Source organism: Bradyrhizobium sp. USDA 4452 (assembly GCF_054063575.1).
This window is the reverse complement of sequence record NZ_JBSSGK010000001.1, coordinates 8,083,373-8,108,182: the sequence shown is the minus strand read 5'-3', so window position 1 is coordinate 8,108,182 and position 24,810 is coordinate 8,083,373. Positions and strand designations below refer to the sequence as shown.

The following is a 24,810-nucleotide window of genomic DNA, read 5'->3' as shown; positions in this document are numbered from 1 at the left end:
TTTGACTTTGACCACGTCCGCACAAACATCGCCGCCCGACGCAATGACGGCGGCGAGAAGCCTGGTGGTCACCCTGAAGCTCGGGGATCAGTACAAGGCGCTGCTTCCTGCTATCCTGTTCCGCATCAAACCTCTGGTCACGCAAGAGAGAGCGGAGCTCGAAAGCGACTACGATCTCATCGTCACCAAAGCCGGCGATCTCTATGCGCCCTACTACAATGAAATGCGTGAGCAGGCGGCAGCCGTCTACGCCGCCAATTTCACGCTCGACGAATTGCGTCAAATGGACGCTTTCTTTCGTCAGCCGACAGGACAAAAGCTAATCGAAAAATGGTCTGCGATGTCGCAGCAAACCGCTCAAATCGGTCAGGACGTCGGCCGCAAGGCAAGCGAGGATTTACGTCAGCGGCTAACGGAAGCGCTACGGCAGAAGGGTCACAAGCTTTAACGCGAGCTTGTTTGATCAAAATCGGATGGCTGGCATGAAAAGGCTATTCGGTATTCTGACGAAAGGTCCGCAATTGCCTGCATCGATAACGATTTTAGCGATGTTGTTGGCCGCAATGTTGGTCAAGTTCAACAAGGCGGGATGGGCGATCTCTGCGCTTCTTGCACTTTGTGTGTTGCAGGTTGCAAGAGGCGGAACAGGAGAGCGCAGCTAGCCTCCCGACGTATTCCGGTCGAGAGCCGCAACCTGCAGCGACGACGGCTTGCGGCCAAACAATGGAGGGAGTGGATCGATGACCAGCCCGGTGACTCACTTTGAAGTCTACGGCGAAGCTCCTGCGCAACTCGCGCGGTTCTACGCCAGCCTGTTCGGCTGGCAGATCGAGAAGGCGCCGGGCGTCGACTATTGGCGAATTCAAACCGAACCGGCGAATGGCAAGAGCTTCGGGGGCGGTCTGACATACCGCGCAGCGGATGGCCGAGTTCATGGCTGCCCTACGTGACGGTCAGCGCGCTGGACGACGCCCTTTCGGAAGCGCAGCGCATCGGCGCACATATCGTGCGTCCCAAGACAGCGGTGCCCAGAACCGGGTGGTATGCGGTGCTCACGGATCCTGAGGGAAACTGCTTTGCCATCTGGCAGGCGGATCGCACTGCATTTCCATCGCCAGAACCAGACTGAACCACCTTCCTGTCGCGCCAGTGCGCAGTTTTGAAGTGAAAGGGAACGATCACACAATAGAGGAGACGCAGATGTACTATACTGACGACTCGATTCTGCCAGAGAACATGGCGCCACTGATCATCACCGCGGCACCATATGGGCCGGAGTGGATTCCGGGCGACGCCGACATCCCGGTGACGTGGGATGAACAGGTTCAGGCCGCGGTGGACTGCTACAATGCCGGAGCCACGATGCTCCATATGCATGTGCGTGACCCCGCCACCGGGCACGGATCGGTCGATTTCGACCAGTTCAACTACTTCATCGGCCGGCTGAAGCAGGCCGTACCCAAGATGATCCTGCAGGTCGGCGGCTCGATCTCGTTTGCCCCCAAGTCGGCCGATGCCAAGGCGAAATGGCTCGATTATGATACGAGACACATGCTGACGGAGCTCGATCCAAAGCCGGAATGCGTCACGATCGCGACCGGCACAACCCAATGGGACATCATGTCTTGGATGTCAGCCGACGATATCAAGGGCACCCACCTCGAGAATAACGCTAAGATCCAGGCGGCATGGGCAGGCATGTGGGTTGATGCTGGGCCGGCCATCTACCTCGAACACTTGAAGCGATTGCGGAAGAATCGGATTCAACCGTATTTCGTCCCGGCCCACGTCCATCAGCTCGAGCTCATAGAGCGGCTGATCCGCGCCGGCGTCTATATGGGGCCAATGAATCTTGCGATTGCCGGCTATGGTGGCGGCACGCTCGGCCGCAATCCCTATCACTGGATGGAGTTCCTTCGTCAGGTCCCACAGGGAGCGTCTGCGACCTTCTGGACCAGCATGCGCGGGCTGATCCCGATCTCCGCCATGGCGATCGTGCTCGGGCAGCACGTGCGCGTCGGCAATGAGGACAATCTGTGGGGGCCGGACAAGAAGCGCCGGACCACAGTGCAGCAGATCGAAGGTGCCGTGCGGATATGCAAGGAGTTCGGCCGCAAGCTCGCAACCGCGGAAGAAGCTCGCCAGATCATGAAGATCGGCGTCTGGTATGACAGCGTCGAGGAGACGCTGCACAACCTCGGCCTGCCGCCGACCCGCAAGGACGGACAGACCGGGTTCCTGGTGTGGGAGACCGACGGCAAGAAGGCGGTCGCAAAGACCGGCGGCGATTCCCATCCGATGGCCTACTGCATGGTGCCTCCGACACAGATGGCGGCGGAGTAGATCCCTGCTGCGGGTCTCGCATGCATTGATGCGGGACCCGCAGCATTTGCTCGACACTTGTTGAGGCGAGGACATGACCGGCAATCTGCAAACTGAAACGAGCACCGCAACCCGCTCGCCGCATCAGACGGGTCCATGGGATGCGGCGGTCGGTACACTCCACGAATGGGACCCAACCTGGGCACGCGCGTGCGTGAAGATGACGACCAGCCCGTGGACCCACGAGGTACTGCCTCGGAAACCTGTCGAGCTCGTCGGCGTCGCACTGAATGCCGCCTCACAAATCTCGATCCAGACGGAACACGGCGTCACATCCGCGCTCAGCATCGCCTTCGATGCCTCCTACACCCACATGTACGCGCCGGTACGCGACGGCACATCAAGGGTGCCCTCGAGGCAGGCGCGACCATGGAGAAAATCATGGAGGTGCTGAAGCGCTGCGTTGTTCAAGGCGTGCAAGCCTGCAATCTCGGCGTGCCGATCCTTGCCGATGAATTGGAGCGGCGGCGGCGAATTGGTGCAGAACCTTGATTGGTGCCTCAAAGTCGGAGACCGGCCAATGCACGACCAACAACTCGCTCATATCAAGGAGAAGGGCGTCGCGGAGGCGCGGAAGCTGTTCTGGATTGTTCTCTACCTTTGGGTTCTGCTCGGCCTGTTTGCCGTTCACAGATCAATCGTCCTGAACCAGCAAAGCCTGCTGTATCATCAGGGCTTTGCCTTAATCAATGCGTTGGTGCTGGCCAAGATCATGTTCGTCGCAGAGGCGTTTAACGTCGCCGAAGACATGAAGCACAGGCCACTGATCTATCCGATCGTATACAAGTCGGCCGTGTATGCCGTGATCTTGATGTCCTTTCACGTGGTTGAGGATACTCTCGTGGGCCTGTGGCGCGGCAAGGCGCTCGGCGAAAGCATCGCTGCATTAGGCGGAGGAAGGCCGGAGGAAATGCTTGTCGTCACGCTGATCATGTTCGTGGTCCTAATGCCGTTCTTCGCGTTGAGGGAGGTCGGCAGGGACATTGGCGACGACAAATTGTACGAGCAGTTCTTCGTACGGAGAACGAAATACGTCCCAATGCAATCCTAGCGAAGCTGATCCGCAGGACGTCTTCACCCCACGTCGGACGCATCCGGAACGCACCCCTTGCATCGGCCGATCGGCTGCCGTCCGCGAGGCGACCGAACATGTTTGGGTCCGAACCGGATCTCGCGTGTTCAGCGTTCTTGGTGCGTTCGCTGCGCGATTCTGGCTAAGTATTTGATTTTTATGGCAGGAGTGGCAGGGCTCGAACCTGCGACCCCCGGTTTTGGAGACCGGTGCTCTACCAATTGAGCTACACTCCTGCAGGGAACCAGCGTGGCCGCCGGTTCGCGCCGTTTCAAGCACAGGGCATGGCCGGTTTGCAAGGGCGAAGCAGCGAAGCTCCTGTTCATTGCAAAACTTCTGCGCCACAGTTCGGCCATCGCGCCACGTCGGCACCGCGCCGCAAGAATCAAGAACCCAAGAATCCAGAACCGGGAGAGACCATGAACGCCCAGACCGCCGCCAAGCATGCCGCCAGCCAGATCACCCCGTCCCTCCCCCTCGCCAAGCCCGAATCGATCGGGCTGTCGCGCGCGCGGCTGCAGGCGCTGTCCGACACCTTCAAGCGCGAGGTCGACAAGGGAACCGCGCCGGGCTTCACGGTGCTGGTGGCGCGGCGCGGCCAGATCGGCTGGTTCGACGCGATCGGCCGGCAAAGCCCGGCCGCCGCTGCGCCGATGGCGCACGACACGATCTTCCGCATCTTCTCGATGACCAAGCCGATCGTCTCGGTCGGCATCATGCAGCTGCTCGAGGACGGCCACTTCCTGCTCAACGACCCCGTCGCGAAGTTCATCCCCGAATTCGCCGAGACCAAGGTCGGCGTCGAGCACAACGGCAAGCTGGAGCTGGTCCCGGTGCAGCGGCAGATGACGATCCAGGACCTGCTGCGCCACACGTCGGGCTTGACGTATGACCACACCGGCAACGGCCCGGTGCAGTAGCTCTACAAGCAGTCGCGGCTGCGCAGCCGCAAGATCACCAATGCCGAGCACGCCACCATGCTGGCCGCCATGCCGCTGGTCTGCCAGCCCGGCGCCGAATGGAACTACAGCCGTTCCACCGACATCCTCGGCCGCATCATCGAAGTCGTCAGCGGCCAGACGCTCGGCGCTTTCCTCACCGAGCGCATCCTCTCGCCGCTGCAGATGAACGAGACTGCCTTCCACACGCCGGAAGCCAATGCCGGCCGGCTCGCCGAGGCCTTTGCCAACGATCCCTGGACCAATGAGAAGGTGCAGCTGTTCAATATGCTGGAGAAGCCGGCGATGGAATCCGGCGGCGGTGGACTGGTTTCGACCACGATGGACTATGCCCGCTTCGCACAAATGCTACTCAATGGCGGCGCGCTCGACGGCACCAGGATCATCGGACGCAAGACGCTGGAATTCATGGCGTCCGATCACCTCGGCGCCGGCGTTAAGGTTCAGGGCACGCTGGTGTCGCCCGGCCACAGCTTCGGGCTCGGCTTCGCGGTGCGCATGCAGCAGGGTGTCGCGCCGTTCTCCGGCTCGGTCGGCCAGTACTTCTGGAGCGGCATGGCCGGCACGTTCTTCTGGATCGATCCGCGCGAAGACCTCATCGCGGTATTCATGATGCAGGGTCCGGGCCAGCGCGAATACACCCGCTCGCTGGTCCGCAACGGGGTGTATGCGGCGGTGGAGTGAGGCTGCGCGCCACTCCTCCCCGTCATGCCCGGCCTAGTACCGGGCATCCACGTCTTTGAGGCCACGAAGGAAGACGTGGATGGCCGGGACAAGCCCGGCCATGACGACAACCGCCTTCAGCAACGCGCGTCAGCTGATCGTCGCGCCGCCGTCGATCACGATGGTCTGCCCGGTCATGAAGTCGCCGGCGCGCGAGCCCATGAACACGGCGGCGCCGGCGATCTCGTCGGGCACGCCGATGCGCAGCAGCGGCGAGCGCGCGGTCGAAGCCTTCAGCGTGTCCGGATTGTCCCACAGCGCCTTGGCGAAGTCGGTCTTGATCAGGCCGGGCGCAATGCAGTTCACGCGGATATTGTGCTTGCCGTATTCGCAGGCGAGGTTGCGCGCGAGCTGCATGTCGGCGGCCTTCGAGATCGCGTAGGCGCCGAGCACGGTCGAGCCCTTGAGGCCGCCGATCGAGGACACGATGATGATCGAGCCGTCCTTGCGCTCGATCATCTGCGGCACCACCATCGAGATCAGCCAGTTGTTGGCGACGATGTTGTTGTCGAGGATTTTTCTGAACTGATCGTCGGAGATGCCGGCGAGCGGGCCATAGTAGGGGTTGGATGCCGCGTTGCAGACCAGCACGTCGATCTTGCCGAAGGCGCGGTTGCTCTCGTCGACCAGGTTCTGCAGGTTTTCCTTCGACGAGATGTTGGCCGCGATCGCAACCGCAGTGCCCTTGCCGAACTTGCCGTTGATGTCGCCCGCAACCTGCTCACAGACGTCGGCCTTGCGCGAGGAGATCACGACCTTGGCGCCGTGCTCGGCCATGCGCTCGGCAATGGCGAGCCCGATGCCGCGCGTCGAGCCGGTGATGACGGCGACTTTTCCCTTCATGTCGAACAAGGTCATGTTTCTCTCCCTGATGTGAGGTGCTTAAATTCTGTGTCGAGCTTAGGCAGCGATCCGGTGTTGCGATAGCGGCAATCACGCAAGCTTGCTCGCCGGCCTGACTTCGGGTCCGGACGGTTGATGCATCGCGGCGTGGCGTGGATCGGCGATCCAGGGCTGCTGGTTCACCATCGGCAGCCGCCAGGTCGATAGGCCGATGCCGGCGATGTGATCGAGCCGCGTCACCGAGACATTGTCGATGTCGAACGACAGACCCCGGTCAGGCTGGCCGCCGAGCGCGAGACCGACTGCAGCCCGGATCACGCCGCCATGACCGACCGCGATGATATTCTTGCCCGGCTCCGCAGCCGTGATCCGCACGATGGTGCGGCAGACCCGCGTATAGAGATCCATGAAACTCTCGCCGCCGGGCGCGGGCTCGTTGACGTCGGCAAACCAGCTTCGGCCGGGAGGCTGGCTCGCGAGCAGCGCGGCGCGGTTCATGCCCTGCCACCGTCCGAGATGCTGCTCGGCGAAGTCGCGTTCCTGCTTCATCTCGGCCGGCCTCGGAAAACCCGCGGCCCAGATCGCTTCAGCGGTCTTGTGCGTGCGCTTCAAATTGCTCGAATACCACACCGCGTCGCGCGGCAGCATTTTTGCGACCGCTTCGAACACCTCGACGTCGCCGGTGTCGCAGTCGATGTCCTCTTGCCCGTAGATGTTGCCGCCGTCGCTGCGCACCGGCGCGTGGCGAACCCACCACCACCGCGTCACGGTCACGTCAGGCCTGTCTGGATTGGACATCGGATGAGCCCTTCAATACTGTCCCCCCGTCGCTGTACGTCACGCCGCACATCGTCTCAAGTGCTTCGGACGTTTGAAATTTTGTTTGAATTCCGTCGCGCGGCAGACGCGCCAGGAATCACTCGAACTAACCATGTGAACAGGGAGAAAAACCATGGGCCGCCTCGAAGGCAAATCCGTCATCATCACCGGCGCCGGAAGCGGCATCGGCCGCGCCGCCTCGCTGCTGTTCACCAAAGAAGGCGCCAAGCTGATCGCGGTCGACCGCACCGATGGGGTCAACGAGACCGCCAAGCTGGTGCGTGACGCCGGCGGCACTGTCGAGGCCGTCACCGCCGACGCCGGCTCGGAGAGCGACGTGAAGGCCTTCATCGACAAGGCGCTGTCGAAGTACGGCAAGCTCGACGCGATTTGGGCCAATGCCGGCGTCAGCGGCGGCCTCGTGCCGCTCGCCGACCAGACCCCGGAACATTGGCAGGAAGTGCTGCGCGTCAACCTGATCGGCCCGTTCCTCGCGATCAAACATTCAATCCCGCACATGACCAAGCAGGGCTCCGGTTCGATCGTCTGCACCGCCTCCGTTGCGGGCCTAAAGTCCGGCGCCAGCGGCCATCCCTACGGCGCGAGCAAGGCCGGCGTCATCAGCCTGGTGCAGACCACCGCATACTCGCTCTCCGGCACCGGCGTACGCATCAACGCGATCTGTCCTGGCCTGATCGAGACCGGCATGACCAAGCCGGTGTTCGATCGCGCCAAGGAGCGCGGCACCCAGGACAAGATCGGCCAGCTCAATCCCTTGAAGCGGCCCGGCCAGCCGCACGAGCTCGCCGCGATGGGATTGTTCCTGGCAAGCGACGAGGCGTCCTACGTCAACGGCCAGGCCATCCCGGTCGACGGCGGTCTCACCGCATCGATGCCGTATACGGGCAAGCCGATTTGACAACGGCATTCGCCGTTCGCGGTGCCGCGTGTTCGTATGGCGCAACGGCGGCACCACACCCACAACTGTCGTCCCGGCGAAGGCCGGGACCAAAGGGGTGTGTTGTTGGAAACAGGCCATGGCCCCGGCGTCACGCAACAATTCGCATTTGTGGTAATGCGCCCGGCCTTCGCCGGGACGACGCTGAATGTGTTGCACGGGCCGCGAGCCACACTTCTGATAAAGCGAAGCACGCCGTTCGCTACCCCGGCAACAAGCTCCGCTCCCTCGCCGGCGAATGGTCCACCTGAGCCAACAGCCGATCATCGATCTGCCCGACCATCGGGCCGTGCTCGGCAAGGGTGACCCGCTTGATCTCGCTCCATTCGGGATCGGCCATGAAGGCTGCCCATTGCGCGATCTTGGTCGCCTCGTCTGGCCATTCGAGCAGGTACACGAACTCGGTGCGGTCATCGAATTTCGTTTCCCACATGCTGGCGAATTTGAACCCGTAGCGCCCCGTCATGATCCGCGCCGCGTGATCGCGGAACCGGGCGTGAAACGCGGCCTTGTTGTTTTCGAAGATTTCGTAGATGCGCAGCTGCTGGATCATGGCGATCTCCCCGCCGTTACATGGGGCTACGGATGTCGCCTCACAACGTCCGGCAACGGTCCGAATATTGCTTGGCCCCGGCAGGCAAACCAGCTGTTATACTTTGCTGGCAGGATTGGCGGCACATCTGCAATTCCCTGCACACTCCCTCGCACACGAACAGGCAATGCAAAACCAACGCCCCGACCGCATCCGCAAGCTCTTGGCCGACCTCGTCGCGTTCGACACCGTCAGCGACCGCAGCAACCTGCCCCTGATCGACTACATCGAGCGCTACCTCGGCTCGCTTGGAGTCAGCGGACAGCGCATCGTCGATGAAACCGGACAAAAGTCCTCGCTGTGGGTCACGGTCGGCCCCGAAGACAAGCCCGGGCTGGTGCTGTCAGGGCATACCGATGTCGTGCCGGTCGCGGGACAGGACTGGAGCCGCAACCCGTTCGAGCTCGTCGAGCGGAACGGCCGGCTATACGGCCGCGGCACCACCGACATGAAGGGCTTTGTCGCGGTCTGTCTCGCGATGGTTCCGGAAATGCTCGCGGCCGATCTGAAGACGCCGATCAACCTAGCGATCTCCTATGACGAGGAGATCGGTTGTGTCGGCGTCCGCCCGATGCTGCGCGAGATCGCACGCAAGTCGATCAAGCCGCTCGGCTGTTTCGTCGGCGAGCCGACCCAGATGCAGGTGATCATCGGCCACAAGGGCAAGCACGGCGTGCGCGCCACGTTCCGCGGACTCGCCCGCCACTCCTCGATCGCGCCCGACGGCGTCAACGCCATCGAACATGCGGCCGACCTGATCACCGAAATCCGCCGCCGCGCTGCGCTACTTGCCGCGGATGCCGAACGCGACAGCCTCTATGACGTCCCGCATTCGACGCTGCTCACTAGCATCGTGCATGGCGGCGCCGCGCTGAACATCGTGCCCGACAGTTGCGTGATGGAATTCGAATGCCGCGGCATCGGCATCGCCGAATCCAGAGAAGTGACGGACGCGATCATCGCCTGGGCCAAGGCCGAGATCGAGCCGGCCATGCGCAAGCGGCATCCCGAATGCGGGATCGATTTCGAGGAGATCCTCGACTACCCCGCGCTCGACACCGCGGCCGACGCGCCGATCGTTACCCTCGCCAAGCAGCTCGCCGGCCGCAACGACCACGCCAAGGTCGCGTTCGGCACCGAAGCCAGCCTGTTCGTCAGCATGGCGGATGTGCCGTCGGTCGTGGTCGGCCCCGGCGCAATCGCGCAGGCGCACACGCCGGATGAGTTCGTCGAGATGTCGCAGCTCGAGGCTTGCGGAGACTTCGTCGCCCGGCTGATCGCGCATTGCGCGAAGTGATACTCTCATGCGTAGGGCGTGAAACGGAGCCCGGGTATGTCGACCAAGAAAGAACAACAGCAAGGCGGATTGGCGGAAACCTTCCGCGTCGCCGTGCAGGCGCTGATCATCGCGCTGGTGATCCGCACCTTCCTGTTCCAGTCCTTCAACATTCCGTCCGAGTCGATGGAATCGACGCTGCTGGTCGGCGACTACCTGTTTCTCTCGAAATACAGCTACGGATACACGCACTACTCCCTGCCGTTCTCGCCGCGGCTGTTCTCGGGCCGCATCTTCGGCTCCGAGCCCAAGCCGGGTGACGTGGTGGTGTTCCGGCTGCCGAGCGACGACTCCGTTGATTTCATCAAGCGCGTGATCGGCCTGCCTGGCGATCGCATTCAAATGATCGACGGGCAGCTTTACATCAACGGCACCGCGGTCAAGCGCGAGCGGGTCGACGACTATGTCGATCGCGACGAGGGGCCGCGCCCGGTCCGCGTCAAACGCTGGCGCGAGACCCTGCCGAACGGGGTCAGCTACGACACGCTCGATCGCATCGAGCGGTCCGAATACGACAACACACAGGTCTATGTGGTGCCGCCGGGGAATTTCTTCGCAATGGGCGACAACCGCGACAACTCGGCCGACAGCCGCGTGCCCCCGGCTCGCGGCGGCGTCGGTTACGTGCCGTTCGAGAACCTGATCGGGCAAGCCAAGGTGATCTTCTTCTCGATCGGCAATGATGCGCCGGCATGGCAGGTATGGCGCTGGCCGACCTCGGTGCGCTGGAACCGGCTGTTCACGGGCATTCATTGATGTTCAGTACGTAGGACGGGTTGGTTAACCGACTACGTCCGCCGCGGCTCAACGGGCGAAGGCAGCAGACGGAACCCGCCGGACCTGCCCGGCGGTGCCATCGGCGGATTAGTCTAGGCCTTTGGCTAATCCGCCCTACAATCTTACAACCCGTCCGGCGGCAGCCCCGGTCCGGTGGCCGCCGGGCGGAGCTTGTCGCGCTGGCGCTCGCGGTAGAAGGCATAGAGGCCGGAGGCGACGATGATCGCGGCGCCCACGAGCATCGCACCGTCAGGCTTGTGGCCGAAGGCGAGATAGCCGGTCAGCATCGCCCATGGCAGCGCGGTGTAGCGAAACGGCGCCACCGCCGAGATGTCGCCGGTGCGCAGCGACACGATGATGCATTGATAACCGATCAGGATCAGCACCGCGGCGAATGTGAGCAGGCCGAGCGCTTGGCCGGATGGCGGCTTCCAGCCGCCGAGCGGCACAAGGACGACGGCACCTGCCGTCGTCACCGTCACGGTGGTGAGCAAGGTGATGAACACGGTCGGCAACTGTTTCGGGATGCGGCGGGTGGCGAGATCGCGCACCGCGCAGAAGCCGACCGACGCCAGCGCCAGCAGCGCAGGCTGGCTAGAACCCTCCGCGCCAGGCCGGACGATGACCAGCACGCCGATGAAGCCAGCGGCGATCGCAAGCCAACGCCGCCAGCCGACCGGCTCGCCGAACACCAGCGCCGCGCCCAGCGTGATGACGAGCGGCAGCGCCTGGAAGATCGCCGATGCATTGGCGAGCGGGATCTGCGAAATCGCCGACAGATAGGTCAGCGTGCCGCCGATCTCGCCCAGGACGCGCAGTCCCACCGGCCAGATCAGCAGCGCACTGAAGCTGCGCAGCGCGTCACGGTACCAGGCGAGCGCCGCGACCAGCACCATCGCGACCAGGCCGCGGACCAGCAGGACCTCGCCGATGTTGAGCTCCGCCGACACCGCCTTGGTGATGGTGTCGTTGACAGTGAAGCTGGCCATGGCCGCAGCCATGAACAGGCTGCCGCGAAGATTCGGGGAAAGGGTCAAAGTGAAAATGTCCGATCAGGACCAGGGCGGGCGTCGACCGGACTGACTTGCCAAGACGGCGCGGCGAACTCAAGTCACAGATGGCTACAATGCGGAAATGCCGCAGCTTCTCGCAGAAGCGGCGCGAACCCTGGGGATCGCGCCGCGATTTCGTATCAGGTTGCGCCGGCCTTCTGCGCGTATTCCCATGACGCCTTCGACAACGGCACGGTGCGCGCGGCCGATTCGAGGGCCTTGGCATTAGCGGCGGTGCCGTCGCGGACGCGGCCCGCAATGCCCTGCGTGATGCCGGCGAGGCGGAACAGATTGTAGGAGAAGTACCAGTTGAGATCCGGCACGGCCATGCCGGTGACGTTGCAGTAGATCTGCGCGGCCTCGTCCTGGCTTGGAATGTTCAACGCCTTGAGGTCGGCATTGGCGAGGCCCGGCATGGTCCACTGCATCAACAGATAGGTGAAATCGGCCATGGGATCGCCGAGCGTCGACAATTCCCAGTCGAGCACCGCCTGCACCCGCGGCTCGGTGGCATGGAAGATCATGTTGTCGAGGCGATAGTCGCCGTGCACGACCGAGACGCGCTTCTGCTCCGGCACCGTCTTCGGCAGCCATTCGGCGAGCTTCTCGAACTCGGGAATGTGCTGCGTTTCGGACGCGCGGTACTGCTTGGTCCAGCGGTCGACCTGGCGCGCAAAATAATTGCCGGGCTTGCCGAAATCGCCAAGGCCGATCTTCTCGGGATCGAGGACGTGCAGCTTCGCCAGGGTCTCGATCTTGCTGGTGAAGATCTTGCGTCGCGCGTCGGGCTGCTGGCTCGGCAGCGTCGGGTCCCAGAACACCCGCCCCTCCTCCATCGACATGATGTAGAAGGCCGAGCCGATCACCGCATCGTCGGTGCACAGCGCGTAGGCTTTCGCGACCGGAAAATTCTGCTTGCCGAGCGCCGCAATCACGCGGAACTCGCGATCGACCGCATGGGCCGACGGCAACAGTTTACCGAACGGCCGGCGGCGCATCACGTAATTGCGGCCGGGGGTCTCGAGCTTGTAGGTCGGGTTGGACTGACCACCCTTGAACTGCAGGACCTTGAGCGGGCCCTGGTAGCCCTCAACGTGTTGCTGCATCCAGGCCGAGAGATTCGCCTCGTTGATACGATGGCGCTCCTCGACTTCCCTTGTGCCGGAAAATTCTTCGTCTTTCCTGACGCCGTCCGCCACGATGACGCTCCCTCAATTCAGTTCTTGGGGAGCGCCGTCTGACGCTCCTTCAATCAGGCTGGCACGCCAGCCTGATCTCTCTTTTTCATTCTGAGCACGATGTCAGCACGAACGCCATGCGTTCCGCGTCATGCTCAGTGCGACGTGTTTGCATACTTCCGAAGTTCAAGTCTGGCAATGGCGCGATTGTGCACCTCGTCCGGACCGTCGGCGAGACGGAGCGTGCGGATATGGGCATAGGCCTTGGCAAGCCCGGCGTCGTCGGAGACGCCGCCGCCGCCAAAAGCCTGGATTGCCTGGTCGATGATCTTCAGCGCCATGTTTGGAGCTGCAACCTTGATCATCGCGATCTCGGCCTGCGCGGTCTTGTTGCCGACCTTGTCCATCATATCAGCGGCCTTGAGGCACAGCAGGCGATTCATCTCGATGTCGGTGCGGGCCTCGCCGATGCGCTGTTCCCAGACCGAATGCTCGATGATCTTCTTGCCGAACGCGGTGCGCGAGGCGAGCCGCTTCACCATCTTCTCCAGCGCCTCCTCGGCCTGGCCGATGGTGCGCATGCAGTGATGGATGCGGCCCGGGCCGAGCCGGCCCTGCGCGATCTCGAAGCCGCGGCCCTCGCCGAGCAGGATGTTCTCCTTCGGCACGCGGACGTTTTCGAGCAACACCTGGGCGTGGCCGTGCGGGGCATCGTCGAAGCCGAACACGGGCAGCATCTTCTCGACCTTGATACCGGGGGTGTCGAGCGGCACCAGAATCTGCGACTGCTGTTGATGCTTGGCGGCGTTGAAATCGGTCTTGCCCATCAGGATGGCGATCTTGCAGCGCGGATCGCCGACGCCCGACGACCACCATTTGCGGCCGTTGATCACGTAGTGATCGCCGTCCTTCTCGATGCGGGTCTCGATGTTGGTGGCGTCAGAGGACGCGACCGCCGGCTCGGTCATCAGGAAGGCCGAGCGGATCTCGCCGTCAATCAGCGGACGCAGCCATTTGCGCTTCTGCTCCTTGGTACCGTAGCGGATGAACACTTCCATGTTGCCGGTATCCGGAGCCGAGCAGTTGAAGACCTCGGACGCCCAGGAGATGCGGCCCATCTCTTCCGACAGCAGCGCGTATTCGAGATTGGTCAGTCCCGCGCCGTGGAATTCGTCGTCCTCATGCGAGGACGGCGGCATGAACATGTTCCAGAGGCCTTCGGCCTTCGCCTTCTTCTTCAGATCCTCGAGGATCGGGATCACCTTCCAGCGCGGGCCTTCAGCATCCTGCTTTTCATAGATCGGCACGGCGGGGCGGACATGCGTTTTCATGAACGCCTGAACCCGCTCAAGCCATTCCTTCTGCCTGGCCGACATCGTGAAATCCATGGGACGCTCCTCGTTTCCTAGACTTGGGCCGCACATCTGGGCCGTGAACTTGAACCTGAACTTGGGCCGTGGCCTCTTGGGCAACATTGTTGACCCCACCTCCGCGGCTCGCAAGGGCGTTCGCGAAAATGGCGGCGGTGGTGTGCCAGGACGCCGCCCCGCGATCTGCGGATTGACATTTCCGGCTCTTCAAACGATAGTTTCATACAAATGTTTGAAAAGCAACTCCCCGTCGTCTTCGTCATTCCGCGGCGCCCCGCAGAATAACGGAAAGGCTCACAGCCATGGCCAGCGACCAGACCCGATCCGCCATTCTCGCCGCCGCCGAGCGGCTCTATGCCGACCGCGGCTTCGGCGACGTCACGTTGCGCGACATCGTCGCGGAGGCAAACGTCAACCTCGCGGCGGTGAACTATCATTTCGGCTCCAAGGACGAATTGATCGCGGAGCTGTTCGTCACCCGCAGCATCCAGACTAACCGCGAACGTCTCAACGAGCTGAAGGCCGCGGAAGAGAAAGGCGGCGGACGCGCCTCGATCGAAGACATCATGCGCGCCCTCGTCGGCCCCACCCTGCGCGGCTGCCTCGGACCGGACCGCGAGGGCTCGACCGCGGCGCGTTTCATGATCCGCGCCTCGATCGAATCCGTACCGCCGATCCGCCGCATCAAGAACCGCGAGGTCGATCATTTGCGCAAATTCGCCGCCGCGATGCGCCGCGCGATGCCTGGACGCGACGACGCCGAGCTGTATTGGGGCCTGCACTTCGCGCTCGCGATGGCGCATCACACCATCCGCGAGAAGGAACGCCTGCTGCGGCTGTCGGAAGGCAAATGCGACCTCGACGACGTCCGCGCCATCATCGATCGCGTGGTCACGGTCTCGGTGATGGCGCTGACGATGAACGACGTGCCGAGCAAGCCGCTGCGGCCGGTGGTGGTACACGGCCGCCTGACGCGCCAGGATTTGTAAGGGGCCCTGCCCTACACCATCGCAATGCAGTCGATCTCGATGTCGAACGGCCCGGTCCATTCCGGGATGCAGACGAAGATCCGCGCCGGCGGATCATCCGCGAAATATCGCCGGTAGATCGCGTTGAAGGTGGCGAAGTGTTTTGCCGAGGTGCAGAAGATGTTGCACTTCATCACGTTGTCGAACGAGGCGCCGGCAGCCTCGAGGCACTGCCTGAGCTGCTCCATCACCAGCTCGCTCTGCCGCTCGATCGAGGCGCCGGCAGCGATCTCCCCGGTTGACGGATCGAACGGCGGCAGGCCGGAGACGAAGATCATGTTGCCGGCCCGCGTCACTGCCGACGCCGGCGCCTTCCAGCGCTCCAGCCAGCTCGAGATCGGCTCGACGCGGATCACTTCCCGTTTCATCATTGGCACCTTTCGATAGAGGATCGATGGCGACAATCTAACAGGCCGATGTCAATGATGCTTCGATGCCAGTCGAAGTGTTACTGCAGCCACACTCTATCACCGTCACCCTGAGGAGCGCGCTCTTGCGCGCGTCTCGAAGGGTCGACGGCCACCAGCCGGGCCGATTCATCCTTCGAGACGCGGCCGAGAGGCCGCTCCTCAGGATGACGGGGAAAGGTCGCTGCGCGCGGCTACAAAATCCCCTGCGCCTTCAGTCCCTCGACCTTGGCGTCGTCGTAGCCGATGGTCGCCAGCACGTCCTTGGTGTCGGCGCCGAGCAGCGGCGGGGCGCGGTAGTCGGTGATCGGGGTGCCCGAGAAGGTCAGCGCGTTGCGGATCAGCGACAGGTTCGGCTCGAAGGGATGATCGACCTTCACCCGCATGCCGCGCGACTGCACGTGCGGATCGCTGAACACCTGCTCGAAATTGTTGATCGGGCCGGACGGCACGCCGGCCTCCTCAAGTTTCTCCAGCCAGTACGCGACCGGATGCTTCAGGAACAGGCCGGCAAAGATCGCCATGATCTCCTTGCCGTGCACGACGCGGTCGTTGTTCTTGATGAAGCGCTTGTCATTGGCGAGCTCGGGCTCGCCGAGCACGGCGCAGGTGCGCTGAAACTGGCCGTCATTGCCGACCACCAGCATCAGCTCGCCGTCGGTGCAGCGGAACACGCCGGCCGGCATGCCGCCATTGCCCCAGGTGCCGCGGCGCGGCGGCATGGTGCCGTTGACGAGGTAGATCTGCAGCCAGTGCGACAGCGAGGCGATCACGGTATCGAACAGGCAGACGTCGACATGCTGCCCTTCGCCGTTGTTGGCATCGCGATGGTACAGCGCCGACAGGATTCCGATCGAGGTGTTCATGCCGGTCATGTAGTCGACGATCGAGGGGCCGACCTTCATCGGGCCGGCGCCGGGCTCACCGTCGATATGGCCGGTCACGCTCATCAGGCCGCCCATAGCCTGCAGGATCGCGTCGTAGCCGGCGCGCGTGGCGTACGGGCCAGTCTGGCCGAAGCCGGTCACCGAGCAATAGATGATGCCGGGATTGAGCTGCTTGATAGTGTCGTAGTCGAGGCCGTAGCGCTTGAGGTCGCCGACCTTGTAGTTCTCCATCATCACGTCGACCGACTTGGCGAGTTCGCGGATAATCGCCTGCCCTTCGGGCTTGGCGATATTGACGGTGACTGACTTCTTGTTGCGGTTGGCGCAGAGGTAGAACGAGTTGTTGTTGTTCGCCTTGCCTTCGGGATCCTTGAGATAGGGCGGGCCAAAGGCGCGGGCGTCGTCGCCGCCGCCGGGCCGCTCGATCTTGATCACCTCGGCGCCGAGATCCGCCAGCATCTGGGCCGACAGCGGGCCCGCGAGCACCCGCGTCAAATCGAGAACCTTGATGCCCGAAAGTGGCAGAGCCGACATGAACGTTCCTCCGATATCCTTGCAAAATCTTGATTATGCGGCGCCGGACCAAAGTCCTGCGGGCGCCAGAGCTTGCCGATACACCATTTTGCTGCCGCGAGCACTGCATTGTCGGCATGAAGCCATCCGCGGGCGGCCTATGTGCCGCGATCGGGCGGGAACCGGCCGCGAGAATCGAGCCGATTGCCGCCACGCGAAATTGTGAAGATCGCCGACACCGACTTGTCTCAACGCCAGCGGTATCCTGCCGCGACGAGGAGGACTTCATGCGGACGATCACGAGGGTCGGCCTGCTGCTGGCGCTGGTTACGGCTGCGATGCCGCCGGCCGACGCGCGCGGCCACGGTCATGGCGGCGGGCACAGCCACGGCATCCATGCCGGCGGCGGAAGTCGTGGCGGCGGATTTGCCGCCGACAGGCGCCACGCCGACGACCCCTACACCAAGGCGGCCGCCGACGAGGAGGACCGCCTGCTCAACAGCAAGCTCAAGAGCATCTGCCGCGGCTGCTAGTCTCGCTCAGGCCGATCATGGACTCAGGACGCGACGGCCTGCCGCGGCTGCGCGGTGACGCCAATCAGCTTGCCGATCTCAGGCTTGCAGCCGCCGCAATTGGTGCCGGCCTTCAGGCAGCGGCCAATCGCATCAATGCTGTCGGCGCCCTTCCTGATCTCGGCGGCGATCTGGTGCCGTCCGACGCTGAAGCAGGAGCAGACGATCGGACCGACGTCCTCGCCGGCGCCGGACGGCCGTCCGGCGAGCAGCGCCATTCTCGCATTCGGCGACAACTGCCGTTCCGCAAACAGCCCGGTCAGCCAGGCCCGCGACGGCAGCGTGTGATCCGGCGCGATGAAGACGCAGCCCTCGAGCCGGCCGTCGCGCACCGCGGCGTAGCGGAAGCGGCCCGCAGCCGGATCGCGATAGGCGATCCATTCGATCTCGACGCCGTCGAGGCCGAGTTGCGCCTGCGCCCAGTCGCGCCAGCTCTCCGGGCGAACATCCAGCGCAAGCTCCAGCCGCGTGCAATCGCCGGCCTTGCCGTAGACCCAGTAGCCGCTTGCCGGACGCTTGATCGCACCGCGGCTCAGGATGAAGGCGTGCCATTTCGGCGTGTAAGGATCGGCCTTGACCGGCGTGTGCTTGGATTCCGGCTGGCCGGACAGCGGATCGACCGCCGGATTGACCAGCGCGTTGACGCGGCCCTCGCCGGCGAACTCCTCGTTCCAGTGCATGGGTACGAACACGCAGCCGCGGCGCTGGTCGGCGCTGACCACGACGCGCGCGATCATCTCGCCCCAGCTGCTGGTCAGCCGCACCAGGCCTTCGTTCGGCAGCCCGGCCTGCATCGCGTCCTCGGGGTGGAATTCGGCACAGGGCTCAAAGATGTGCGACAGCAGCCGTCCGGTCTTTCCGGTCCGGGTCATGGTGTGCCACTGATCTCTGATCCGACCAGTGTTGAGCACCAGCGGATAGTCACGGCTGGTGGCATTGCGCGCCGCGCGCGGCGCGACCGGCACAAAGCGCGCCTTGCGGTCGGGCGTGAAGAATGTCTGGCTTTCGAACATCCGCGGCGTGCCGGCCGGATGCTGCGATGTCACCGGCCACTGCACCGGCGCCAGCGCGTCATAAGCGCCGTCGTCGAGCGCGGCCAGCGCCGAGATGTCGAAATCGCGCTTGCCGTTGTTCTCGAAGCCAGATAGTTCGGCGTGCTCACGGAACACCTCGACGACCGAGGCATAATCGAAGCCGGGATATCCCATGCGCACGGCGACGTCGCAGATGATGCGCCAGTCGGCGCGCGCCTCGCCTGGCGCCGGCAGGAACGGCCGTTGCCGCGAGATCCGCCGCTCGGAATTGGTGACGGTGCCGTCCTTCTCGCCCCACGCCAGCGCCGGCAGCAGCACGTCGGCATGGCGCGTGGTGTCGGTGTCGCGCGTGCAATCCGTCACCACGACGAGCTCGCAGGCGTCGAGCGCGGCGCGCGCGCGGTCGGCATCGGGCAGGCTGACCACCGGATTGGTCGAGATGATCCACACCGCCTTGATGCGGCCATCGGCGATCGCGTCGAACATGTCGACCGCCTTCAGTCCGCCCTTCTCCGCAATCACAGGCGCGCGCCAGAACCGCTGCACCAGCTCGCGATGCGCCGGATTCTCGATTTCCATATGCGCGGCGAGTTGGTTGGCGAGCCCGCCGACCTCGCGGCCGCCCATCGCGTTGGGCTGCCCGGTCAGCGAGAACGGCCCCATGCCGGGACGGCCGATGCGCCCGGTCAACAGATGGCAATTGATGATGGCGTTGACCTTGTCGACGCCGCTCGACGACTGGTTGATGCCTTGCGAATACAGCGTGACGACGCGCTCCGTGCGGGTGAACCAGTCGAAGAACAGTCCGACCGCACCTTCGCTGAGCCCACACGTCGCAGCGGTCTGCGCCAGGGTCTGGCCGGCCACCTGCTTGAGGGCGTCGACGATCCCCGTCGTGCGATTGCCGACAAAGCCGCGATCGACCGCATTGCTGCCAGCGAGGAACGCGAACAGGCCATTGAACAGCACGGCATCGCTGCCGGAGCGCAGCGGCAGATGCAGATCGGCGCCCTCACAGGTCGCGGTGCGGCGCGGATCGATCACCACGATCTTGCACGCCGGGTTCTTCTCTTTTGCCGCCAGCATGCGCTGGTGCAGGATCGGATGGCACCAGGCGGCGTTGGAGCCGACCAGCACCAGCAGGTCGGCCTGCTCAAGATCCTCGTAGCAGCCCGGCACGGTGTCGCTGCCGAACGCACGCTTGTGCCCCGCGACGCTGGAGGCCATGCACAGCCGCGAATTGGTGTCGATATTGGCGGTGCCGACAAAGCCCTTGGCGAGCTTGTTGATGACGTAATAGTCCTCGGTCAGGAGCTGGCCGGAAACGTAGAACGCGATCGCGTCAGGCCCGTGTTCGCGAATAACGCGACTGAAGCCATCGGCGACGCGATCGAGCGCGTCGTCCCACGCGGCGGGCGCGCCGTCGATCATCGGCTCTAGCAGTCGCCCGTCGAGATCGACGGTTTCGGCGAGCGCCGAGCCCTTGCTGCACAGCCGGCCAAAATTGGCCGGATGCTGCTTGTCGCCCTCGACCTGGACCGCGCCCGCCGCGTCCCTGGACGCGATGACGCCACACCCGACACCGCAATAAGGACACGTGGTCTTGACGGACATTGCCTGACCTGACCGTTCAGCTCACCGCAGCCGCCTGCCGCAGCGACAGCCAGACAACGCCGTTCTCGACCTTGGCCGGATGGGTATGCGTGCAGCCTTCGTCAGGCGCGACCGCCTGCCCGTTTGCCAGCTCGATGACGAAATTATGCAGCGGACAGGTCACGCGTTTGTTGTGCACGATGCCCTGCGACAGCGGCCCGCCCTTGTGCGGGCAGCGGTCGTCGAGCGCGAACACCTCGTCGCTCTCGGTCCGGAACACCGCGATGTTGCCGCCTGGCGTACGCACCACGCGCGAGCCGAGCCGCGGAATGTCGTCGAGCGCCCCGATTTCGATCCAGCTGGTCATGCGAGCTCCAATTCGGCGAGCGGCGCGAACTCGTTGCGGTCGACGCCGCGGCTGGCGCGCTCGGCCCACGGATCGGTCTGCGCGAACTGCTGCGAATGAGCAAAACGGGCGAACAGCGCCTTGCGGTTGGCGATGTCGTCGACCACCCGCTTCCTGATCTGCTCGAGACCGACGCGGTCGCACCATTTGTACATGCGCTCCAGATACCAGCCCTCCTCGCGGTAAAGCTGGGTCAGCGCCACGATCACCTCGAGCGTCTCGTCCTCGGTTTCGACCTTGGCGAGGTACTCGGTACCCTTGATGTGCAAGCCCGCGGCGCCGGCGAAATGGATCTCGTAGCCGGAATCGACGCAGACCACGCCGACGTCCTTGCAGGTCGCCTCGGCACAGTTGCGCGGGCAGCCGGAGACGCCGAGCTTGACCTTGGCCGGCGTCCAGGAGCCCCACATGAACTTCTCGAGCTTGATGCCGAGGCCGGTCGAATCCTGGGTACCGAACCGGCACCATTCCGAGCCGACACAGGTCTTCACCGTGCGCAGGCCCTTGGCGTAGGCATGGCCCGAAACCATGCCGGCGTCGTTGAGATCGGCCCACACCGCCGGCAGGTCCTCCTTCTTGACGCCGAGCAGGTCGATGCGCTGGCCACCGGTGACCTTCACCGTCGGGATGTTGAACTTCTCGGCGACGTCGGCGATGGCGCGCAGCTCGCTCGGCGTGGTGACGCCGCCCCACATCCGCGGCACCACCGAGTAGGTGCCGTCCTTCTGGATGTTGGCGTGGACGCGCTCATTGATGAAGCGCGACTGCTGGTCGTCGCGATACTCGCCGGGCCAGGTCGCGAGCAGATAGTAGTTGAGCGCTGGACGGCAGGAATGGCAGCCGTTGAGCGTCTTCCATTCCATGAAGCGCATCACGGCCGGAATGGTCTTGAGCTGCTGCTCGACGATGACGCGACGGACGTCGTCGTGGCTGTGATCGGTGCACTTGCACAGCGGCTTGACCTTCGGCGCCGCCGAATAGTCGCCGCCGAGCGTGAACGCCAGCACCTGCTCGACGAGGCCAGTGCAGGAGCCGCAGGACGACGAGGCCTTGGTATGGGCGCGGACCTCGTCGAGCGTGAACAGCTTCTTCTCGGAGATCGCCTTGACGATCGCGCCCTTGCAGACGCCGTTGCAGCCGCAGATCTCGGTCTCGTCGCTCATCGCGGCAACCGAGTTCTGACCGCTGACGCCGCCGTCGCCGAGATTGGCGGCGCCGAACACCAGGCGTTCGCGCATATGCGAGACGTCGGTGCCGTCGCGCAGATGCTGGAAGTACCAGGGGCCGTCGATGGTGTCGCCATAGAGCACGGCGCCGACGATCTTCTTGTCCTTCAGGATGATGCGCTTGTAGACGCCGCGATTGGCGTCCTGCAGCACGATCTCCTCTTTGTCCGGCCCGGGTGCGAAGTCGCCGGCCGAGAACAGGTCGATGCCGGTGACCTTCAGCTTGGTCGAGGTGACCGACCCGTCATAGGTGGCAAAGCCCTTCATCGCGAGGTGGTTGGCGCAGACCTTGGCCTGGTCGAACAGCGGCGCCACGAGACCGTAGGTCTGGCGGCGGTGCTGCACGCACTCGCCGACCGCATAGATGCGACCGTCATAGGTCTGCATGGTGTCGGAGACGACGATGCCGCGCTCGCAGTACAGCCCGGCCTTCTTGGCGAGTTCGAAGTTCGGGCGGATGCCGACCGCCATCACCACGAGATCAGCCGCAAGCTCGGTGCCGTCGCCGAAGCGCACGCCGGTGACGCGGTCCTCGCCGAGGATCGCCTGGGTCTGCGCCGGCATCTTGAACACCATGCCGCGCTCTTCCAGCGACTTGCGCAGCAGCCCACCGGCCACCGGATCGAGCTGACGCTCCATCAAGGTGTCGAGCAGATGCACGACCGTGACGTTCATGCCGCGCTTCATCAGCCCGTTGGCGGCTTCGAGACCGAGCAGGCCGCCGCCGATCACGACGGCGTTGCGATAGTCGGTCGAGGCCTTGATCATGCGGTCGACGTCATAGATGTCGCGGAAGCCGATCACGCCCGGCAGCTCCTTGCCCGGCAGCGGCAGCATGATCGGATTTGAGCCCGTCGCGATCAAAAGGCGGTCGTAGGGGACGCGCTCGCCTGCCTCGGTGACGACTTCACAGGTGCGGCGATCGATCATGCTGATCGTCTCGCCCTTGCGCAGCGTGATGTTGTTGTCCTCATACCAGTCGAGGGTGTTGAGCATGATGTCGTCGACGCTCTTCTCGCCGGCGAGTACCGGGGACAGCAGGATGCGGTTGTAATTGCCGTAGGGCTCGGAGCCGAACACCGTGATGTCGTAGAGATCGGGCGCGCGCTCGAGCAGCGCCTCGACCGTGCGGATGCCAGCCATCCCGTTGCCGATCACCACGAGCTTCTGCTTGGTCACTTTGTCGAGCATGGTCTGCCTTTCAATTCCGACGGCGCTATTCAGCGACGCGACGTGCGTCGTTGATGGGCACCGATAAAGGTTGGAGTTGTAGGAAGCCCAGCCGCGGGCGCAGACCGTCTTCGATGACGACCGATGTTCCGTTATCGACTGATATTCAAAACGCGTGCCAACTTCGCGCGGACGAATCTCGTCGCAAAATCAATGAGTTTTACGCGACCTCGAATGTGCCCAATGACGCGCCGCGCAGCGCGCTGGCCGATTTTTTAGCCACGCCGATGATCTCTTGTGCAGCACAGCATCAGCGGCTGCGAGGCCAATCGCCATCGATGCGTCATCGCGCGCTCATTGCACATCGCACAAGAAAGCATCAGCGTGCGCGTTTGGGCGGCGGCGCTTGCTGTAAGCCACGCCAGGTCCGACCGCCGGGCTCGGTTCGCGATCTCGCGGCAACGTCTTGCGACTGCAAGGCAAAGCGACGCGATCGATTCGATGGCACGCAAATTGCTGACTTGAACGCTTGACGGAGTGCGTCTCAACGACGAGCGCACTCACCATTCACCCCACATTCGATTTATCTGCGCCCGAGACGACCGCACCCTGCGCGGCCGCCTCCGCCGCATCACCGCGAGACGTTGCGATGAAACTAGCCGAGTTCAAGAAGGCAGGTCACTGGCCGACCCTGCTCGCCGCGTTCCTGTACTTCGACATCAGTTTCATGGCGTGGGTCGCGCTCGGACCGCTGATCGTCTACGTCGCGCGCGACATGAGTCTGGCCGTCAACGAGAAGTTCACCCTGGTCGCCATTCCCGTGCTGGCCGGGGCGCTGCTGCGCGTGCCGATGGGCATTCTCGCCGACATCATCGGCGCCAAGCGCACCGGCATCATCGCCCAGTTGGTGGTGATCGCTGCGACCGCGTCGGTGTGGCACTTCGGGCTCAACAGCAAGCTTGCGATCGAGCTGTTCGGGCTTGCGCTCGGCGTCGGCAGCGCCTCCTTCGCCGTCGCCCTGCCCCAGGCCAGCCGCTGGTATCCGCCGCAATATCAGGGCGTGGTGATGGGGATCGCCGGCGCCGGCAATATGGGCGTCGTGCTCGACACGCTGCTGGCACCGAGCATCGCCGAACATTGGGGCTGGCAGGCCGTGTTCGGCTGCTTGCTGTTTCCGATGCTGATGGTGCTTGCCTATTACGCGCTCGCGGCCAAGGACGCGCCGGGCGAGCGCAAGAAGATCTCGCTGAAGGCCTACGGCGAACTGCTGAAGGACTCCGACAGCCGCTGGTTCATGTTCTTCTACTTCATCACCTTCGGCGGTTTCGTCGGGCTCGCCAACGCGCTGCCGCTCTATTTCACCGTACAGTATCACGTCTCGGGCGTCGCGGCCGGCATGCTGGTCGCGCTGATCGTCGCGTTCGGCTCGGGCTTCCGTCCCGTCGGCGGCATGATCGCCGACCGCATCGGCGGCATTCGTTCGCTGTCGATCCTGTTCGGTGTCGTGGTCGCCGCCTATCTCGTGATCGCCTTCATGCCCGAGGGGCCGGCGGCGGCGACGCAGGGCGGCTGGGCGCTGACCGAGCTGCCGCGCATCGCCTGGATATCGGTGCTGCTGTTCTCGATCGGCGTGCTGGCGCTCGGCATGGGCAATGGCGCGGTGTTCCAGTTGATCCCGTTGCGCTTTCGCCACGAGATCGGCCTGATGACCGGGCTGGTCGGCTGCGCCGGCGGCATCGGCGGCTTCTTCCTCGCCCAGACGCTTGGTTTCGCCAAGGGCATGACCGGCGGCTTTGGCGCCGGCTTCCTGTTCTTCGGCGCCCTGGCGTTGCTTGGCTTCATCGGACTTGCGATGGTCAAGGTCCGCTGGCGCACCACCTGGGGCGCAGTGTCGGGAGCGCGCGTCTGACGGC

General features: G+C 63.9%; 23 protein-coding genes, 1 tRNA gene and 1 pseudogene. 13 read left to right on the top strand and 12 right to left on the bottom strand.

Translation table 11 applies throughout. The annotated features are described in order from the left end of the window. Window positions 1–43: 43 nt before the first annotated feature. The 5 genes from ACVISU_RS38240 (at window position 44) to ACVISU_RS38220 (ending at window position 3,433) form a co-directional block, all read left to right on the top strand. Window positions 44–448: a DUF2059 domain-containing protein gene (locus ACVISU_RS38240; protein WP_456710986.1), complete on the top strand. Its 405-nt coding sequence runs from the start codon at window positions 44–46 to the stop codon at window positions 446–448. 34 nt (window positions 449–482) lie between these two features. After that, the gene (locus ACVISU_RS38235) at window positions 483–662 is read left to right on the top strand and encodes a hypothetical protein (RefSeq protein ID WP_157113500.1); all 180 of its coding nucleotides are present in this window, start codon (window positions 483–485) and stop codon (window positions 660–662) included. Window positions 663–740: 78 nt separating this feature from the next. Beyond that, on the top strand, window positions 741–950 hold the full coding sequence (locus ACVISU_RS38230; RefSeq protein ID WP_456710403.1) for a VOC family protein: 210 nt from the start codon (window positions 741–743) through the stop codon (window positions 948–950). A 250-nt stretch (window positions 951–1,200) separates the two neighbouring features. Next, window positions 1,201–2,343 (top strand): 3-keto-5-aminohexanoate cleavage protein, encoded by a 1,143-nt coding sequence (locus ACVISU_RS38225; RefSeq protein ID WP_456710402.1) that lies wholly within the window; start codon window positions 1,201–1,203, stop codon window positions 2,341–2,343. Window positions 2,344–2,902: 559 nt separating this feature from the next. After that, the gene (locus tag ACVISU_RS38220) at window positions 2,903–3,433 is read left to right on the top strand and encodes a hypothetical protein (RefSeq protein WP_050402233.1); all 531 of its coding nucleotides are present in this window, start codon (window positions 2,903–2,905) and stop codon (window positions 3,431–3,433) included. 181 nt (window positions 3,434–3,614) lie between these two features. Here ACVISU_RS38220 and ACVISU_RS38215 read toward each other — a convergent pair. Further along, window positions 3,615–3,690: transfer RNA gene (locus tag ACVISU_RS38215), tRNA-Trp, on the bottom strand. Between the two features lie 183 nt (window positions 3,691–3,873). Here ACVISU_RS38215 and ACVISU_RS38210 point away from each other — a divergent pair. Continuing rightward, window positions 3,874–5,097: pseudogene (locus ACVISU_RS38210) on the top strand (serine hydrolase domain-containing protein). A 129-nt stretch (window positions 5,098–5,226) separates the two neighbouring features. Here the strand turns inward: ACVISU_RS38210 and ACVISU_RS38205 are convergent. Together ACVISU_RS38205 and ACVISU_RS38200 are read right to left on the bottom strand one after the other, a co-directional pair. Beyond that, window positions 5,227–5,994: an SDR family NAD(P)-dependent oxidoreductase gene (locus tag ACVISU_RS38205; protein ID WP_050402231.1), complete on the bottom strand. Its 768-nt coding sequence runs from the start codon at window positions 5,992–5,994 to the stop codon at window positions 5,227–5,229. Between the two features lie 75 nt (window positions 5,995–6,069). Further along, window positions 6,070–6,777, bottom strand: coding sequence for a histidine phosphatase family protein (locus tag ACVISU_RS38200; RefSeq protein ID WP_050402230.1), 708 nt, complete (start codon window positions 6,775–6,777; stop codon window positions 6,070–6,072). Between the two features lie 154 nt (window positions 6,778–6,931). Here ACVISU_RS38200 and ACVISU_RS38195 point away from each other — a divergent pair, with 154 nt between their 5' ends. Next, the gene (locus ACVISU_RS38195) at window positions 6,932–7,717 is read left to right on the top strand and encodes an SDR family NAD(P)-dependent oxidoreductase (protein WP_050402229.1); all 786 of its coding nucleotides are present in this window, start codon (window positions 6,932–6,934) and stop codon (window positions 7,715–7,717) included. Window positions 7,718–7,958: 241 nt separating this feature from the next. Here ACVISU_RS38195 and ACVISU_RS38190 read toward each other — a convergent pair whose 3' ends face one another. Further along, a complete protein-coding gene (locus ACVISU_RS38190; protein ID WP_456710401.1) occupies window positions 7,959–8,309 on the bottom strand; it encodes an NIPSNAP family protein in 351 nt (116 codons plus the stop codon). Window positions 8,310–8,475: 166 nt separating this feature from the next. On the opposite strand from ACVISU_RS38190, the gene argE reads away from it, so the two are divergent. Beyond that, complete coding sequence (gene argE / locus ACVISU_RS38185; RefSeq protein ID WP_456710400.1) at window positions 8,476–9,645, top strand: acetylornithine deacetylase; 1,170 nt, start codon at window positions 8,476–8,478, stop codon at window positions 9,643–9,645. A gap of 36 nt (window positions 9,646–9,681) precedes the next feature. After that, on the top strand, window positions 9,682–10,440 hold the full coding sequence (gene lepB, locus ACVISU_RS38180) for a signal peptidase I (protein WP_456710399.1): 759 nt from the start codon (window positions 9,682–9,684) through the stop codon (window positions 10,438–10,440). A 143-nt stretch (window positions 10,441–10,583) separates the two neighbouring features. Here the strand turns inward: lepB and ACVISU_RS38175 are convergent, their stop codons facing one another. The 3 genes from ACVISU_RS38175 to ACVISU_RS38165 form a co-directional block, all read right to left on the bottom strand. Next, a complete protein-coding gene (locus tag ACVISU_RS38175) occupies window positions 10,584–11,498 on the bottom strand; it encodes a DMT family transporter (RefSeq protein ID WP_456710398.1) in 915 nt (304 codons plus the stop codon). 155 nt (window positions 11,499–11,653) lie between these two features. Then, window positions 11,654–12,712 carry a phosphotransferase family protein gene (locus ACVISU_RS38170; RefSeq protein WP_050402225.1) on the bottom strand — a complete coding sequence of 353 codons (1,059 nt, stop codon included), beginning with the start codon at window positions 12,710–12,712 and terminating at the stop codon, window positions 11,654–11,656. Window positions 12,713–12,846: 134 nt separating this feature from the next. After that, window positions 12,847–14,079, bottom strand: a complete 1,233-nt coding sequence (locus ACVISU_RS38165) for an acyl-CoA dehydrogenase family protein (protein ID WP_456710397.1) — start codon at window positions 14,077–14,079, stop codon at window positions 12,847–12,849. Between the two features lie 284 nt (window positions 14,080–14,363). On the opposite strand from ACVISU_RS38165, the gene ACVISU_RS38160 reads away from it, so the two are divergent. Further along, window positions 14,364–15,050, top strand: coding sequence for a TetR/AcrR family transcriptional regulator (locus ACVISU_RS38160; protein ID WP_456710396.1), 687 nt, complete (start codon window positions 14,364–14,366; stop codon window positions 15,048–15,050). Window positions 15,051–15,061: 11 nt separating this feature from the next. Here ACVISU_RS38160 and ACVISU_RS38155 read toward each other — a convergent pair whose 3' ends face one another. Together ACVISU_RS38155 and ACVISU_RS38150 are read right to left on the bottom strand one after the other, a co-directional pair. Further along, a complete protein-coding gene (locus ACVISU_RS38155) occupies window positions 15,062–15,457 on the bottom strand; it encodes a RidA family protein (RefSeq protein ID WP_456710395.1) in 396 nt (131 codons plus the stop codon). A gap of 233 nt (window positions 15,458–15,690) precedes the next feature. Next, a complete protein-coding gene (locus ACVISU_RS38150) occupies window positions 15,691–16,917 on the bottom strand; it encodes a CaiB/BaiF CoA transferase family protein (RefSeq protein WP_050402222.1) in 1,227 nt (408 codons plus the stop codon). Window positions 16,918–17,183: 266 nt separating this feature from the next. Between ACVISU_RS38150 and ACVISU_RS38145 the strand changes: the two genes are divergently transcribed. After that, window positions 17,184–17,429, top strand: a complete 246-nt coding sequence (locus ACVISU_RS38145) for a hypothetical protein (protein WP_050402221.1) — start codon at window positions 17,184–17,186, stop codon at window positions 17,427–17,429. A gap of 23 nt (window positions 17,430–17,452) precedes the next feature. Here ACVISU_RS38145 and ACVISU_RS38140 read toward each other — a convergent pair whose 3' ends face one another. Genes ACVISU_RS38140 through nirB form a run of 3 tightly spaced genes read right to left on the bottom strand, consistent with a single transcriptional unit; the run spans window position 17,453 to window position 22,918 of the window. Continuing rightward, entirely contained in the window at window positions 17,453–20,116 is a 2,664-nt protein-coding gene (locus ACVISU_RS38140; protein WP_456710394.1) for a nitrate reductase, read from the bottom strand. 16 nt (window positions 20,117–20,132) lie between these two features. After that, the gene (gene nirD, locus ACVISU_RS38135) at window positions 20,133–20,462 is read right to left on the bottom strand and encodes a nitrite reductase small subunit NirD (protein ID WP_050405871.1); all 330 of its coding nucleotides are present in this window, start codon (window positions 20,460–20,462) and stop codon (window positions 20,133–20,135) included. Then, on the bottom strand, window positions 20,459–22,918 hold the full coding sequence (nirB, locus tag ACVISU_RS38130) for a nitrite reductase large subunit NirB (protein WP_456710393.1): 2,460 nt from the start codon (window positions 22,916–22,918) through the stop codon (window positions 20,459–20,461). The genes nirD and nirB overlap by 4 nt, the downstream gene beginning before the upstream one ends. Before the next feature lie 113 nt (window positions 22,919–23,031). On the opposite strand from nirB, the gene ACVISU_RS38125 reads away from it, so the two are divergent. Together ACVISU_RS38125 and ACVISU_RS38120 are read left to right on the top strand one after the other, a co-directional pair. After that, window positions 23,032–23,430 carry a hypothetical protein gene (locus ACVISU_RS38125; protein ID WP_456710392.1) on the top strand — a complete coding sequence of 133 codons (399 nt, stop codon included), beginning with the start codon at window positions 23,032–23,034 and terminating at the stop codon, window positions 23,428–23,430. Window positions 23,431–23,546: 116 nt separating this feature from the next. Continuing rightward, window positions 23,547–24,806, top strand: a complete 1,260-nt coding sequence (locus ACVISU_RS38120) for an MFS transporter (RefSeq protein ID WP_456710391.1) — start codon at window positions 23,547–23,549, stop codon at window positions 24,804–24,806. Window positions 24,807–24,810: the final 4 nt, after the last annotated feature.

Bases quoted from the DNA above. Each gene is read 5' to 3' on its own strand.
- ACVISU_RS38230 (WP_456710403.1), top strand. From the start codon at position 741: ATGACCAGCCCGGTGACTCACTTTGAAGTCTACGGCGAAGCTCCTGCG.
- ACVISU_RS38150 (WP_050402222.1), bottom strand. From the start codon at position 16,917: ATGTCGGCTCTGCCACTTTCGGGCATCAAGGTTCTCGATTTGACGCGG.
- ACVISU_RS38205 (WP_050402231.1), bottom strand. From the start codon at position 5,994: ATGACCTTGTTCGACATGAAGGGAAAAGTCGCCGTCATCACCGGCTCG.
- nirB (WP_456710393.1), bottom strand. From the start codon at position 22,918: ATGCTCGACAAAGTGACCAAGCAGAAGCTCGTGGTGATCGGCAACGGG.
- lepB (WP_456710399.1), top strand. From the start codon at position 9,682: ATGTCGACCAAGAAAGAACAACAGCAAGGCGGATTGGCGGAAACCTTC.
- nirD (WP_050405871.1), bottom strand. From the start codon at position 20,462: ATGACCAGCTGGATCGAAATCGGGGCGCTCGACGACATTCCGCGGCTC.
- ACVISU_RS38220 (WP_050402233.1), top strand. From the start codon at position 2,903: ATGCACGACCAACAACTCGCTCATATCAAGGAGAAGGGCGTCGCGGAG.
- ACVISU_RS38165 (WP_456710397.1), bottom strand. From the start codon at position 14,079: ATGGATTTCACGATGTCGGCCAGGCAGAAGGAATGGCTTGAGCGGGTT.
- ACVISU_RS38200 (WP_050402230.1), bottom strand. From the start codon at position 6,777: ATGTCCAATCCAGACAGGCCTGACGTGACCGTGACGCGGTGGTGGTGG.
- ACVISU_RS38240 (WP_456710986.1), top strand. From the start codon at position 44: ATGACGGCGGCGAGAAGCCTGGTGGTCACCCTGAAGCTCGGGGATCAG.
- ACVISU_RS38125 (WP_456710392.1), top strand. From the start codon at position 23,032: ATGACGACCGATGTTCCGTTATCGACTGATATTCAAAACGCGTGCCAA.
- ACVISU_RS38195 (WP_050402229.1), top strand. From the start codon at position 6,932: ATGGGCCGCCTCGAAGGCAAATCCGTCATCATCACCGGCGCCGGAAGC.
- ACVISU_RS38120 (WP_456710391.1), top strand. From the start codon at position 23,547: ATGAAACTAGCCGAGTTCAAGAAGGCAGGTCACTGGCCGACCCTGCTC.
- ACVISU_RS38235 (WP_157113500.1), top strand. From the start codon at position 483: ATGAAAAGGCTATTCGGTATTCTGACGAAAGGTCCGCAATTGCCTGCA.
- ACVISU_RS38140 (WP_456710394.1), bottom strand. From the start codon at position 20,116: ATGTCCGTCAAGACCACGTGTCCTTATTGCGGTGTCGGGTGTGGCGTC.
- ACVISU_RS38160 (WP_456710396.1), top strand. From the start codon at position 14,364: ATGGCCAGCGACCAGACCCGATCCGCCATTCTCGCCGCCGCCGAGCGG.
- ACVISU_RS38190 (WP_456710401.1), bottom strand. From the start codon at position 8,309: ATGATCCAGCAGCTGCGCATCTACGAAATCTTCGAAAACAACAAGGCC.
- argE (WP_456710400.1), top strand. From the start codon at position 8,476: ATGCAAAACCAACGCCCCGACCGCATCCGCAAGCTCTTGGCCGACCTC.
- ACVISU_RS38225 (WP_456710402.1), top strand. From the start codon at position 1,201: ATGTACTATACTGACGACTCGATTCTGCCAGAGAACATGGCGCCACTG.
- ACVISU_RS38155 (WP_456710395.1), bottom strand. From the start codon at position 15,457: ATGAAACGGGAAGTGATCCGCGTCGAGCCGATCTCGAGCTGGCTGGAG.
- ACVISU_RS38145 (WP_050402221.1), top strand. From the start codon at position 17,184: ATGCGGACGATCACGAGGGTCGGCCTGCTGCTGGCGCTGGTTACGGCT.